This window comes from Flagellimonas sp. (assembly GCF_965215805.1).
Taxonomy (GTDB): domain Bacteria; phylum Bacteroidota; class Bacteroidia; order Flavobacteriales; family Flavobacteriaceae; genus Flagellimonas.
This window is the reverse complement of record NZ_OZ244124.1, coordinates 3,353,600-3,367,876: the sequence shown is the minus strand read 5'-3', so window position 1 is coordinate 3,367,876 and position 14,277 is coordinate 3,353,600. Positions and strand designations below refer to the sequence as shown.

Below are 14,277 nucleotides of genomic sequence, written 5' to 3'. Positions count from 1 at the left end.
AGGAAAATTAAGCATTTATGGACTCTTTACTGTGTATAATTGCCCGTTGAAATATTTTATACAATGTGGGCCAACATAACATAATCCGTAAAGTCGATTCTTATTCTTTGGCGGTTCCGAAAATATTATCCCAGATATAACCATAGACTTCCGTTGGAAGTAGGGTTTTGCCATCCGGCTTCCCTTGGTCAGCATTATGTATAAAAACTGGATAATATGCCTCTGGAATATTGATGGCTCCATGAGATCCCTTGATCAAATCGGCATCCAGGGGAATCACATTGAACAAGCTCCTGAACCCAAGTTTTTTCTTGAGCAGTTTCCATCCAATTCGCGCCAGCATCATTTTTTTGTTGGGATCCGTGAACATTTCCACTGGATCATAACCTGGTTTTTTGTGGATGTCCACTGTTCTGGCAAAATCTGGTGCTTTTGCGTCGTTCAGCCAATAGTAGTAGGTAAACCAATATTCTTTTTTCGCAATTACCACTAGGTCGCCCGCCCGTTTATGATCTAGATGATGGTCCTTTTTACCCTCGGTATCCAGGACCAGTTCAATTTCCGGGCAATTTTCGAGGAGTCTTTTAACTTCTTGCAATTTGTCTTTCGCATTTACGTAGACATGCGCAATTTGATGATCGGCCATCGCGAAGGCATCGCTGACTCCTGGATCTAAAATTTCCAATCCATTTTCTTCCCTAACCTTTATGTATCCATTTTTTCGGAGCAATCGGTTGATGTGCATTGGCCCTTTAACTGGAGTGATGCCATATCCTGAAAGTACAATGGGGTCAATTCCCTTTTCTTCATAAAACCCAATTAGTTCTTTTAGAACCGTGTCCAACTCCTTTAGATGCTGATAAATGATGTCTTGATTATCATGCTTTTGCAACACATAGTCCAAATGTGGGAGATAAATGAGTTGCAAGGTGGGTTCATGCCAGGTATGCACCAATTTGGACGCTTCCGCGATCCATTGGGTGGACTTAATATTGGCCGTTGGCCCCCAAAAATTGAACAATGGGAAAGTACCCAATTTCTTTTGCAGTTTATCCCTTAGCTCTGGAGGACTGGAATAGCAGTCGGGGATCTTTTGGCCGTCCGCTCGATATTGTGGTCTTGGGGTCACGTTAAAATCGGAGTTGGAATACATATTATACCACCAAAACATATTGGAGCATGTAAAGTTGGGGTTGTGTGCCTTGGCCTTATCCCATATTTTTGGAGACTGCACCAAGTGGTTGGACTGCCGCCAAAGTTTGACCTCACATTCATCCTTAAAATACCAGCCATTGGCCACTATACCATGTTCACTGGGGTGTTTCCCAGTTAGATAGGTGGACTGGGCAGTACAGGTAACTGCAGGAAGCACTGGTTTTATCTTGGATAGCTGTTTGTTTTTAATCCACTGGGTCAAAAACAAATCTTGGTGTTGGAGTAGGGAAGAAGAGAGTCCTACAACATTGATGACCACGGTTTGCTTCATGTACTTCTTCTATTTAATCTTCCAATTGGTTCAAGACCCATTGCAATTCCCTTACTATAGAACTTGTTATGTCCGTTTGTAAATGCTCAGGTAAAATGGTCCAGGTATAAGTTTCAACCTCCAAATGGCTGCTATAGGGAACTTCTTTCCATAGGTCGAGGGCCTTGACAATGTCATTCTGGGTAGATTCCAGCACTTGAAAATCAGGAACAAAAATGGGGATGTGGAAATGCGCTCGGAGTTCCTTAAAATTTTCCTGAGCCATAGCAGTTATGCCTTCCTGAAGGTCAGGGTAATGGTCCAGAGTCCCACCCTTTTTCTGTACCACTGCTTGGTGCAGGTAAACAGGTTCGTCAAATTGTTGTAGGCAATCCTGCTGTTCTTTGATGGAAATATCAGGAGAACGTCTACTTTTAAGTGCTGCACTGATCTGTATTTTTCCGACTTTGATGCCTTGCTCCTGAAATTGTGCCATAACATCCTTTGGTTCCTCATAGGCCAATGAAAAATGGCAGACATCATAGCAGATTTGAATGTGCTCCAAAATGTGTTCACGAGCATCAGAAGTAGAACACTTAAGTTTTTCCTGCAGCGCCGCTATGCCTGTATTAAGCAAGTGTTCCTGATAAAAGGAAATGACTTCTTGGGTGTTTTCCAAAACCCCGTCCGGCTCCGGTTCAATATCGATATGTATGGTTTTACCTGTTTGGTTTTTGATTTTGACCAAATCTTCCACCACAGACATTAGGGATAGGGTAGCCTTGTTTTTCACCTCTTCAATCTGCTCTTCGGAATTGAACCAATACTTATAGGACAGGGGGGAGGTTGAAATTCCACCTTCCATACCTTCGGGAAGCAGGTGAGCTAGAATTTTCACCAGACTTTTGGTGTATACTACTCGGTCCGCAGTGGTCCAATCGGGGGTGTGGACCTGATCTTTTACGGTCACATGATGAAAATCCCCGTAAGGGAAACCATTCATTGTAAATACATATAAATTATGGGTATCTAACCAAGACTTAAATTGGTCCAGATGTTTCCCTTGAATCAATTCTTCAGCACTACGTCGTGATAAACGTAACCCGAGACCAAAAGCTTGATCATGGGAAACCATCTTTTTTACCTGCAAGCCATACGTTTGCAAACTGGCAAAGACCTCTTCCCAACTTTCACCTGGATGAATGTTGGTGCAATAGGTTAAATGTGCGTTTTGTTCAATTTGCATTATACTTCAAGTTTTTGCGCGCTGTAGTGCTTTACATAATTCATGGCCTCCAAGACTATTTCTTTGTCCATTTCATGGACTTCGAAACCATTGCCGATGGCGTTGAGCAACATAATGGTAAGTTGCCCGCCCAAATGTTCCCTAAATTCTTCGAGCCCTTGGAGGACTTGGTTCGAAAGCTCTGGGTGATGCAGTTCAAACCCTAATTTGACCATCAGATTTAAAATGCGATTAAGGGATGACTGGTCCAAATGTCCTTTTAGGTGGGAATAGGCACTGTCCAACGCAATACCTATTGCCACAGCTTCTCCATGACGCAACGAAAAATTGGATAATTGCTCCAATTTATGGGCAGCCCAATGTCCAAAATCCAGAGGACGGGATGATCCTTGTTCAAATGCATCACCAGAAGTTCGGATGTGCTGCATATGTAAATCTGCACATCGATAGATGAGCTCATCCATTGCTTCCATATCCCGATTGGCCAAAGCATCCGCCTCCATTTCGATCCACTCGAAGAAATCTGCATCCTTGATAAGAGCAACCTTGATGGCCTCTGCTATTCCAGCCCTCCAATCGCGATCGTCCAAGGTGGAGAGGAAAGAGGCATCATTAATAACAGCGTACGGATTGGCGAAACAGCCCGTGAAATTCTTCTTTCCATAGGTATTTATCCCATTTTTAACCCCAATACCCGAGTCGTTTTGCGATAATACCGTAGTGGGTATCCTAATATGTCTAACCCCGCGATGGGCAATGGCCGCGGCAAAACCTACAGCATCCAGAACCGCACCTCCGCCTATGGCAATGACATAGGAATGTCTGTCAATCCCAAATTGATTCACTTTGTCCAGAATGGTTTTGATGAGGGATTCATCATTTTTAGATGCCTCCCCACCTGGAATTTCCAATATATCTCCTTGAAGGGACATAGATTTGGCGTAGTACTTAAAGTAAGCTTGTATAGCCTGAAACAAAGTAGGGTGGGCTTGCTTGACTCCGCTATCCACAACCACAAGGGCTTTGCTTGTGTTCAAAGCATTTTCCGACAGTAGTTTCTGGAGGATGGTATTTTCCACATCAAAAATGTTGTGCGTAAACAACACCTTAAATTGAAAATTTACTTGAAACTTCTGTTCTAATGTTCTTTCCTTTTTCATAATCACTTTCTACATAACAAATTAGGTCACTGCAAATTTCTTGGCCAGGTATATGGACAATGGCAATAAACAAAGCGTGGCCAATCCCAAGTAGATGGAACCAAAGCCCGCTACATAACTTGCATTTAGGGGGATAAGTGACAAAACTCCAGTCTTTACTGCTTTTTTAATGGCTATAGGATGGTTATGTCGAATTGCCTTAAGTTTTGCCAAAAAGTTTACCCCATACCAAAGTACTATAAATATGGATGCTGATTTTAATGAAAAGTTAAAGTATCGGCTTATGAGCAAGATACCTGCCACTATGGTTGCATCCAATGCCATGGCAACCATGATAGCTCTTTTGTTCTTTCCTTGGCTTTCCTTTTGTGCTGTTAGAGTGATGGCCGCTACAAAGATTATGGGGAGTAATCCAATCCATAGAAAACCGGAAGGAATAGGCTGTACAATGCTCATGCCCAACAGAAGGTTAGCACCCCTGCATGCTCCCATATTCAAGGGCCCCATAACCAAATGGTGTTTACTGTATTTATCGTATAGTAGTGCCAACAAGGTAATCCCAGTAGCCAAGCCACCACTTAAAATTGATACCCCGAAAGCAGCAAGGATTCCGAATAAAAAAAGCAGGACGCCAAAGCGTTTGGCTTGTTTTAGGCTGACCTTTCCCGAAGGAATAACTCTTTCCGGCCTATGGATTTTGTCCTCCTCAATGTCAAAAACGTCATTAAAGACAATTCCTCCGCCATATAAACAGGAAGTGGAGAAAATTAACAGGCATAAATCCAATACAACATCCTGATTCCAAAAATTAAGGGTGAAGAGACCTGCTATGGCAACCCCCGCAATGATATCCGACATGGCGGTTACAATATTGGCTGGCCTGATCAGCTGTATAAACCCGGACCACTGCATGCACTAATTGCCGACGCTGTTTTTGAAATTGATTTCCTTGGCTTCCTGACCCCTTAGCACGCTGTTTCCCTGATGGAGATCATCTTGTTTTACAACATGATCCTGTTTCCAATCAGATTCGTTGAACTGCCCACTTTGACCATACACAGTTATTGCGTTTTGGTAACAAGTGAGGTGGATGTGATGTTCTGCAATGCCATTTTCTCTCATTAAGGCCGCAGTCCTAGGAACTGATAGCGGATCGCTTACGCCCCAATCCGCTGAACTGTCCACGATGATCTTTTCAGAACCGTAGGTATTTACAATATTCACCATACGCATCTTGCTCATCTTGGTTTTCGGGTAGATGGTAAACGCAGCCCAAAAACCTCGGTCGAGTACATGTTTTACGGTTTCTTCATTGTTGTGGTCTATGACCACCATATGCTCGGGAATGCCATGTTCCTGGATAACATCCATACTTCTTAGGGTTCCATTTTTCTTATCGCGGTGCGGGGTATGGACCATCACTGGTAGTTCAAATTCCTTTGCGAGTTCCAGTTGTAACCTAAAGTATTTGTCCTCGGCTTTGGATTGATCATCATATCCGATTTCACCAACGGCCACAACGCCTTCCTTGGCCAAAAATTGGGGCAGGATTTCCATGACCTGCTCCGCCAACTCCTCATTGTTGGCTTCTTTGGAATTCAGTCCGATGGTGCAATAATGCTTGATTCCAAATTGCGAAGCCCTAAAGCGTTCCCAACCGACCAGCATGCTAAAGTAATCCTTGAAGGATCCAACTGTGGTCCTTGGCTGTCCCAGCCAAAATGCAGGTTCAATCACGGCAACAATACCCGCTTTCCTCATCGCTTCATAATCGTCCGTGGTCCTTGAGACCATATGTATATGTGGATCTATATAGTGCATTAATTCAAATTTAATTCGTTCATTTTTCCTATGTTGTTCCAAAATTCCTCGTTCACAGTCTCATTCGAACTTAAAACGGTTTTTAGAGCATTTTTTTCAAATGCTTCAAGTTCCTTTTCCAAAATTAGTTGCTTGACATCTTCTCGTAAGTATTGATGTACCAGTCGCCAGACCTCAGGAGAAACTGTTCGCTTAGCCGCCCAACGCTCCTGGATATAATCTTGCAGCATATTAGCCAACTCTTTGTTTCTTCTTTTGCCTATATTTTGCACTTTGTACAGCGGTCTATCCATGAAAACTGCTTTTAGAATCATCTGGTTCCAAGCAGGGTCTTCCAGATAAGCAGCTGCAAAAGGATTTCCAAGACAAATGGCATCAAACACGTTGACCATATTGGTGCGGATTCCTTCCTTGACCTGCGAAGTGAAATCGGCTGCGTTGTCCAATAAAAACAGACTTTTATAAAGTGCCACCAACTCCTTCATCTCTGCAATTTCAAAAAAGCCCCGTAATACTTGTGCATCTTTGTTTGTGTCCAGGCCGCACACCAATACTGTCCGTGCCAAGTCCCGTTTAGTCCAATCCGTATTTCCAAACCCTGGATAAATGCTATGCAGTTCTTGAATTTCATTGGCATTCCATTCTGGGACATCATTGGCAATAAAACGTGAGGCTTTGCTAAAGAAAACGGGAAATTTCTTCACACTCTCTTTAACGGCCGCCGTTTTTGAGTTCAACCAATCTTGCTCTTCAGGAGACAATTTGCTTAAAACGCAGTTGGTAAAATCTAACTTTCTATCTCCCATTTTATCCTTCCCACCTTATTTTTAGTATAGATTTCTTTTCATTTTTTGGATTGTCTCCATTGATAAACTATGGAGACCAATGCTATAACCAAGCCCAAAAATTCCCGGGTACCTTCAAGGTATGGTTTTTCGTAGACCATTTCACCAAAAAGTTCGGATTTGTTTTGCACTTGTATCCAATCCACAAAATAGGGGATGTGTACCGCACTGTATATGGCTAGTCCGGTCATCATTAACAATAGGATGTTCCTATTGATGGCTTTAAAAACAAGATACAAATGAACCAATGCCACCACACCATAAATAGAAAACCAAAGCATTCCGTCCTTATCATTTAATTGTACGTAAGCGAAAGCTGCAAACAACAAAAACAAAATGACGTTGACGATTTTCCGTCCTAAGGATAATTTATCTTGATTTCCCATAACTTATTCAAATTCGATTTCGATGTCCATGCCAATTTAATTCTTATTTATCTTACTTTTCTCTCCTGCATACATTTTGTACATCATTGGTCCAGAAGGTTATTTTCTGATATTTTATTTAGGGTGTACCAGGCTTCCGTGGTCCAAAGTTCTTGACCGGAATTGCTCTTCAATGCCGGATTGAGGTGGAAATAGACCACATGGTTCTCTTTTAGGCCATCCACCGAAACAAACAGACGTTTTCTATCATCCGATACTTTGATTACCCTACTGGTTAGTTTTGTATGATCGAGTTTTGGACCTCCATAGGCCTCGGTGGGCAGGTAATACCATTGTTCCACCTCCAACACCTTGGACGTATCCACTTCATTGGCCAGGGGTGCTGTAAAATCTATTATAAAGCCATCCGATTTGGAGGTAATTTTCAACATCTCAAAGGTAGTCTCTCCATTGTACACCATCCGTTGCAATCCATAGTTAAGCTTCCCATAGTGCAACCAGTTTCCAGAAACCCCAATACCTCCAATGACCAGGGAACCATCGGGAGCCCATCGTATACGGTTGACCCCGGCTTCAATACCCTGGGTAAATCTAAACACGGCCCCTTGCAATTGACCGCCAACATCTTCGTAGGCCACACGTTTTATCCCCCCATGGGTGACCTCACCATGGATCAACTGTCCTTGGTACGGACCAACATCCAAATAAGTGGGTTCGCTGGGAGAGTTTCCAATTTCATCTTGGGGAAGCCACACCACTGGCAGTTTTTCAACTAGGTTTGCGGTGCCTTCCGGATCTACAGAGCGAGAACCATAGAACTCCCCATTTTGGATATGTACAATTTTGGAAGATGGCAACCAATCCCCTTGATTATCGGCTACAAAAAGCTCTTTTTCCTTGTTGAATCCAATACCATTTGGAGTTCGAAGCCCGTGGGCAACAAATTCCAAATCGCCATTTTCCTTGCTGATCTTTATTGTTTTACCCCGATCTGGAATCTGTGGGGATGCGCTGGCGCCGCCCGGTAGAATTGCTGTTGCCAAAGTAGCGTAGAAATGACCTTCGTTGTATTCCAGTCCAAAGGCGAACTCATGGAAATTATCGGACACCTTCCATTTGTTGCTGACCACTTGGTATTCGTCAATAAGTTCATCTCCATCGTGATCAATCAATTTGGTGAGTTCCTGTTTTTGGAGGACATAAATTTCATCATCCACCACTTTAACACCCAAGGGTTCCGCCAAACCAGAGGCTATTCTGTTCACGGTTATCGCCTTTGGGTCTCCTGAAAGGTAGTTTTTAATGGCGTAGACCGAACCTTCTGCATCCCAAGTACTAAGGATTAGGGTACTATCGGATTTAAAGTCCATTCCACCTACACGGGGTTTAAAATCATCCGGTCTGGCTTGGTACAACGTAAATGAAGGATGCACATCTTCCAATGGTTTTTTATCCCCAGGTTTTCTAAGTTCCTTATCCATTTCATCCGCTGACTTTGGTGCTTCGTAAGGAGTAGTCTCAGAAAAATGCGCTTCGGTATACGTCAATATTTCGTTGGGCAATAATTCGAATTGCTCATTGGCCTTGTTGAACCACTGGAAGGACAAACCAGCATCTCCGCCTCCTTGTTCAAACTCAATTCTGATTTCATGCACTCCCTTTTTCAAGTACATTTCACCATCTACAGCCTCTACCGCATGAAAACCGCCATTGTCAATTACAAGTTCCTCATCCAAAAACAAGTAGGAACCATCATCGCTCATCAATCTAAAATCGTAGCTGCCAGTCTGTGGAATGGTGATTTGTCCTTTGATAACCAATTTAAAGTTGGAATTGATACCACCAAAATCATCAGTTCTTATGATATGCAGGTTTTTAGCTATGGTTTTATTGACCGCTTTGGTATCATTTTCCTCCTCCCCAGCCAAAAACAAGTGCACTACCAAGCCGTTTCCGGATTTTGGTTTTACCTCTTCCTTAAAATCCAATGGAATGGATTCCGTATCCAATGTGAATTCTGCAGGAAGTTCGTCTTCCTCTTCATCTGAATCGGTATCCAAGGCCAGAATGTACTTTACCATTTCCTCCACATCTGCATCTGGGAGGTCTGGGTGGGCGGTCATCATTGCTTCTCCCCAAACTCCTTTTCCGCCAAGTTTTATCTTTTCCGAAAGAGAATTAATGGTAGCCTCGTTCATAGGGTATTTTTCAGCAATGGCCATGTATGAAGGACCTACTGTTTTCACCTCTTCATTGTGACAGGCTTTGCAATCACTGCCTTCGATGAGCCTCGCACCCAATGACATCTTTTTGGTGTTCTCCTCCAGGGCCAGCTCATTGCTGTTCTGCTCCAGTTTGTCAAATCCTGGGTGGAAGTAGGCACTAAGTGTTGTTTTGGGTTCTGTCAGCACCAAATTTCCCTTAACCTGAAGAATCTCACCGTCCTCAAATTCGATTTCTTCCTTAGTAATATTAGTAAACGAACCTGTTGTTGAATAATCGGTTTCATTTTGCAAGGAGGAGACCACGGTTTCCAAAACTATTTGGTAATCCGTTGCGTTGGAGACCTCAAAGTTGCGTTGAAGCCCACTTTTGCCACTTTCAGTAATATAGGTCGGCGTCTCAACCACTTGAATGCTTTCACCTTCAGGAGTCATGAGCAAATAGGTGAAGCTTACATTGCCATCGGTAAATTTATGCCCCTTATACTGTACTTTGGCTTTGGTCTGCTCGCCATTTTTGGTAAGGGCCCATTGCTCATTGTCCGATAAATAAGCATATCCCAAACTGGTGGGCTGGGGCCCATGTTTGGTGGTATAGACGGCTCCATCAAAATTTACCCCACCTTTCCACGCTTTGTACAAGGTTCCATCTTGGGTGTCATAGGCCAACCACATATTATCATGCAAGGCAGCCGTTACCATTCGAGGTTTTTTGTCCAAAACCGACCTAAAAACCCAGGTTTCCAATGGTCTTTTGTTTTTTTCAGTTTTATTGGAACAACTTGAAATTAATAGCACTGTAGAAAATACTAGGCTAAATAGGGCAATCGATTTTTTTCTTAATGTCATTTTGGCTGTTTAGAAGGTAGGTATTGGTTAAATCATAGGATTATATAGTAAGGCATGCCCAGAAGTTGATTTTTCAACTTGGGAAGTTAGCCAATTACAAATTTTTAATTGTGCACTATCAAACACTGAAAAATTTTATACAGGGTCTGTTGGGCCACAGCCAGAGTGTTAAAAAAACACGATTTAAGTTAAAACCCTTGCCTACTAAACACTTCAGTTTTGATTAGCCCCATGAAATGGTTAATTTTCAGCTCTTATCGATTATAAGGTTTCAATGAAAGAAAATGTACAGGAGATAGAACCTTTTTTGGGAGATGGCATAGTGTACCATGCAGACAAATGCCTCCCATTGGTTGACGCGGCCAAGAGAAATAAGATCAAATCCAAAATGCTGGCCCGACATACATACCCAGGAGACCGATTGGATGACAATACCCTGGGATTGAACAGCATTGGGTATTGGGATGCCCATGAGCCACAGGATTGGGGATTGGATTGGCATCGCAACGAAGGTATTGAATTCCATTTCTTGGAATCCGGTAGTATGCCCTACGCGCAGGAAAACAAAGAAGTCCTTCTAAAACCCAATTATTTAACCATCACGAGACCTTGGGAAGTACATAAAGTGGGTAATCCTTATGTAGGGATGGGTAAATTTTACTGGGTTATACTGGACTTGGGTGTCCGAAGACCCCATCAGGAATGGCAATGGCCAGATTGGGTTACCTTAACACCCAATGACTTGAACAGGTTAACCACCATCTTGAGGCAGAATGACCAATCGATTTTAAAAACCAATAGGGAGGTTCGTGATTGCTTCATTGCACTTGGGAAGGCCATTGATACCGATGAATTGGGTAGCAACGCCTCAAAAATAAGATTGCTCATCAATTATCTGTTGATTTTGATTCTGGATTTGGTGGATACAGATGACATTATTCTGAATGAGTCACTTACCGAGAGTTCCAGAAGTGTGAACTTTTTTCTAAAAGAGTTGGAAAACAGCCTTGCAGAAAACTGGACTATTGAGGAAATGTCCCAATCTGCAGGGGTAGGCGTTACACGGTTTACGTATCATTGCAAACAAATCACCAACCTAACCCCCATGCGCTATTTGATGATGCGACGCTTGGAGTTATCCAAAAAGATGCTCTTGGAAGAGGATGAACTCACTATAACCGAAGTGGCTTATCGAACAGGATTTACTACCAGTCAATACTTTTCGTCCGTCTTCAAAAAACATGAAAAGTGCACCCCTAACCAGTATCGACAAAAACATCTGGATTTGATTCTTTAGAACACTACTTCCTTTTTTTGAAAGCCAACTAAGACTTGGATGCTGTCAAGGATTTTCGAAACCTAATAATTCCCAAAGTTTGGAAGGTGGCAAACAAGGCCACCATTACATTGGTTATGACCATAAGCATTTTTCCTCCCAAGCTTGTTTCCGATGCCACTAAGGATAGATTGTAGAATCCGAGCAGTACGTATAAAATGTCCAATACTATGATGACCCATACGAGTATGACAGGCACTTTTTTTCTGTAGGCTGCAAACAAGACCACGGCTGCAAAAATGAACAATTGGATGGCCAAGGCCATAGGTTGTCCATTGGCCATTTCACTGAACGCCGTGACTGAGTTCCCCAACAATATGGTAAGCGTGGCCGTCGCCAAGGAGAAAAATCCGTTTGCTTTAAGTGCGGTTCTTAGCATTGATGTACCTTCCATTCCTTTTTGTTTTTATTGGCCAAGATTAAACCAAATTTGTGCACAAAGCGTATCCCTAAACTGAGAGTGACTCATTTAAAGGGTCATTTGGAACACTTGACAACTAAGGTCTTACCTTTGTTTTTCTAAATGAGGTGTAGCTTATTGATGGAACATTTAACTTCGCTCAGGTTTGACATTTGGTCCGTCCTATTGCTTTTTGGGATTTTGCAGGGACTGTTTTTGGGTATCCTTTTGCTGACAGGCTCCACTAGAAGGAAATCAAAATACTACCTCATTGCTTTGGTAGCAGTTGTCACTATCAACTTGCTCAATTATGTGATCATCCATTCCAGCTTGCATTTAAATGTACCCCATTTGGTAAACGTTAGCCTACCTTTGCTTTTTTTACTTGGTCCCTTATTCTTATTTTATGTGAAATCCGTTTTAAGCGAGGGGTTTGGGTTTAACGCTACTGACCTTCTGCACGGACTTCCATTTTTGTTGGCGCTTTTGTTTATGGCGCCATTTTTTATGCTGTCTGGTCCAGACAAAATCCAGTTGATTGAATCCCAGATAATTTCAGGACAACAAGGGTTGGATTTGGGTACTACAATATTCACGGTAGCCCAAATCGCGCAAAGTTTTATCTATGTTGTGTTAGCCTTAAACCTACTCAACCAAAGTTCCCATGAATCCAAGATGAAGAAAGATACCTTTAGACTGGAGTGGTTAAGGAAAATTACTTTTGGGTTTCTGCTATTTTGGCTGGTCGATTTTTTAGCCGTTGTCTGGTTTTTACAGCAGGGACATATTGATGTCAAGGCATACTATTTGAGCTTGTTCTGCTGCACCCTCTTCATCCACTTTTTAGTAGTTCTTACTATCAGGAACCACAAAGTCTATACGGAGGTACTTTTGGACAATCCAAGGGTGAAATATAAAAGTTCCAAGCTCGTGGAATCTGATTTGAAGAAGCATCTTTCTCAAATTGTAACTTACATGGAAGATGAAAAGCCCTACCTACTTCACGATCTAAATTTGTCCAAACTTTCAGAAGACCTTAGTCTACCCAAGCATGTGATTTCCCAGATTTTGAACGAGGAACTGGGCAAGACGTTTTACGAATTTTTGAATGAATATCGGTATAAAGAGGTAAGGAGCAGATTGACCAATCCCAAATACAACCACCTGACCATTTTGGCCATTGCCCTTGATGCTGGTTTTAGTAATAAAAACACCTTCAACAAAGCTTTCAAAAAGTTTTCGGGAACTACCCCGTCCGAATTTTTGAAATCCGCAGCCAACGCAAAAATGTAGCGTTAAAAGAGTCTTCATATACCAGATTTCCCTGTTTTGGGGGCCTATCGAATTATATTTTGTTCTGACGGAATTATCATTTCGACAGCTTTTGTTGCCTTCCTGCCCTTATTTCGCATCGTAATTCTAAATCAAAAGTTATGTTTAAAAAATATCGGATACTGAAATGGGTATCCCTGTTTATTCTTAGTTTAATTATTGTGGTTGTATCCTTTGGGTTTTGGTTCAAAAGCCTGATACCAACCAGAGATGTTTCGCTAACGTCCACTTCTGCAACGGAACTGGCATATTTGGTAAATGATCCTGTGCCGTACAGAGGCAAAATACTTGCGGTGGTTACCAGTGCTGATACCATGGGGAACAGTGATAAAAGCACCGGCTATGAGTTGACGGAATTGGCAAGGGCATATTACACCTTCCAGGCTAACGGTTTTGAGGTGGAAATTGCCAGTCCAGAAGGAGGAGAACCACCCGTGGTTATTGACGATGAAGACATGGGAGCCTTCGACTTCGCATTTTTGAACGATTCCATTGCCCAGCACAAAACAAGCCATACCATTCCAATGGACCAAGTAATGGTGGATGATTATCAAGCTGTCTTTTTTGCTGGAGGTAAAGGAGCCATGTTTGATTTTCCGAACAATATGGCCATACAAACATTGGTTAGAAACTATTATCAATCCAACAAAGTTATTGGAGCGGTTTGCCACGGTCCAGCGGCCTTGGTCAACGTTACCTTGGACAGCGGGCAGCATATCTTGGCTAACAAAACTGTTAGCGGATTTACCAATAAAGAGGAATTGCTTCTAATTTCCGATGCGGAGACCATCTTTCCTTTTTTGCTGCAGGATAAAATGGTGGAACAAGGGGCACAGTTCAATGAAGGAGTCATGTATTTGGACAACGTCAGCCATGACCAAAACTTGATAACTGGACAAAATCCATGGTCTACCTGGAGTGTGGCAGAACAAATGATTCAGCAAATGGGCTATACCTTAAAAAAGCGGGAAATCACAGCAGAGGAGAATGCCGTGCAAGTGCTACTAAAATTCCATGAGGTAGGAAAGCAACCTGCCAAGCAATTAATGGAGAATTTATTGGTTGATCAGAATAGACCATTGGACCGGGTGTTGATTGCCAAACATGGAATAATTGCAGCCATGAAAGGGGAGCTTGGGCAGTTCGCTGCACTTATTGGCTTGGTTTCGCACGCCAAAAAATGCGAAGCCAAAAGCGCGAAAATATAGCTACATT

At 42.4% G+C, this 14,277-nt stretch carries 12 protein-coding genes; 3 read left to right on the top strand and 9 right to left on the bottom strand.

Translation table 11 applies throughout. From position 1 onward, the window contains the following. Positions 1–100: 100 nt before the first annotated feature. From ACOOE0_RS14865 to ACOOE0_RS14830, 8 genes are all read right to left on the bottom strand, one after another. A complete protein-coding gene (locus ACOOE0_RS14865; protein WP_420399692.1) occupies positions 101–1,486 on the bottom strand; it encodes an alkaline phosphatase family protein in 1,386 nt (461 codons plus the stop codon). A gap of 13 nt (positions 1,487–1,499) precedes the next feature. Beyond that, a complete protein-coding gene (gene eboE, locus ACOOE0_RS14860) occupies positions 1,500–2,711 on the bottom strand; it encodes a metabolite traffic protein EboE (protein ID WP_420399691.1) in 1,212 nt (403 codons plus the stop codon). Beyond that, positions 2,711–3,871, bottom strand: a complete 1,161-nt coding sequence (locus tag ACOOE0_RS14855) for a 3-dehydroquinate synthase (RefSeq protein ID WP_420399690.1) — start codon at positions 3,869–3,871, stop codon at positions 2,711–2,713. The genes eboE and ACOOE0_RS14855 overlap by 1 nt, the downstream gene beginning before the upstream one ends. Positions 3,872–3,892: 21 nt before the next feature. Next, positions 3,893–4,783 (bottom strand): UbiA-like protein EboC, encoded by an 891-nt coding sequence (gene eboC / locus ACOOE0_RS14850; RefSeq protein WP_420399689.1) that lies wholly within the window; start codon positions 4,781–4,783, stop codon positions 3,893–3,895. A gap of 3 nt (positions 4,784–4,786) precedes the next feature. Then, positions 4,787–5,692: a TatD family hydrolase gene (locus ACOOE0_RS14845; RefSeq protein ID WP_420399688.1), complete on the bottom strand. Its 906-nt coding sequence runs from the start codon at positions 5,690–5,692 to the stop codon at positions 4,787–4,789. After that, positions 5,692–6,498, bottom strand: a complete 807-nt coding sequence (locus ACOOE0_RS14840; protein ID WP_420399687.1) for an EboA domain-containing protein — start codon at positions 6,496–6,498, stop codon at positions 5,692–5,694. Before ACOOE0_RS14840 ends, ACOOE0_RS14845 begins: the two co-directional genes overlap by 1 nt. Positions 6,499–6,536: 38 nt before the next feature. Continuing rightward, positions 6,537–6,923: a transmembrane 220 family protein gene (locus ACOOE0_RS14835; protein WP_420399686.1), complete on the bottom strand. Its 387-nt coding sequence runs from the start codon at positions 6,921–6,923 to the stop codon at positions 6,537–6,539. Positions 6,924–7,006: 83 nt separating this feature from the next. Continuing rightward, the gene (locus tag ACOOE0_RS14830) at positions 7,007–9,892 is read right to left on the bottom strand and encodes a PA14 domain-containing protein (protein ID WP_420399685.1); all 2,886 of its coding nucleotides are present in this window, start codon (positions 9,890–9,892) and stop codon (positions 7,007–7,009) included. A 376-nt stretch (positions 9,893–10,268) separates the two neighbouring features. Between ACOOE0_RS14830 and ACOOE0_RS14825 the strand changes: the two genes are divergently transcribed. After that, the gene (locus tag ACOOE0_RS14825; RefSeq protein WP_420399684.1) at positions 10,269–11,291 is read left to right on the top strand and encodes a helix-turn-helix domain-containing protein; all 1,023 of its coding nucleotides are present in this window, start codon (positions 10,269–10,271) and stop codon (positions 11,289–11,291) included. 28 nt (positions 11,292–11,319) lie between these two features. On the opposite strand, the gene ACOOE0_RS14820 is transcribed toward ACOOE0_RS14825, so the two are convergent. Beyond that, entirely contained in the window at positions 11,320–11,724 is a 405-nt protein-coding gene (locus ACOOE0_RS14820) for a hypothetical protein (RefSeq protein WP_420399683.1), read from the bottom strand. Between the two features lie 147 nt (positions 11,725–11,871). On the opposite strand from ACOOE0_RS14820, the gene ACOOE0_RS14815 reads away from it, so the two are divergent. Next, complete coding sequence (locus ACOOE0_RS14815; RefSeq protein WP_420399682.1) at positions 11,872–13,023, top strand: helix-turn-helix domain-containing protein; 1,152 nt, start codon at positions 11,872–11,874, stop codon at positions 13,021–13,023. A 140-nt stretch (positions 13,024–13,163) separates the two neighbouring features. After that, the gene (locus tag ACOOE0_RS14810; protein WP_420399681.1) at positions 13,164–14,270 is read left to right on the top strand and encodes a type 1 glutamine amidotransferase domain-containing protein; all 1,107 of its coding nucleotides are present in this window, start codon (positions 13,164–13,166) and stop codon (positions 14,268–14,270) included. Positions 14,271–14,277 lie beyond the last annotated feature (7 nt).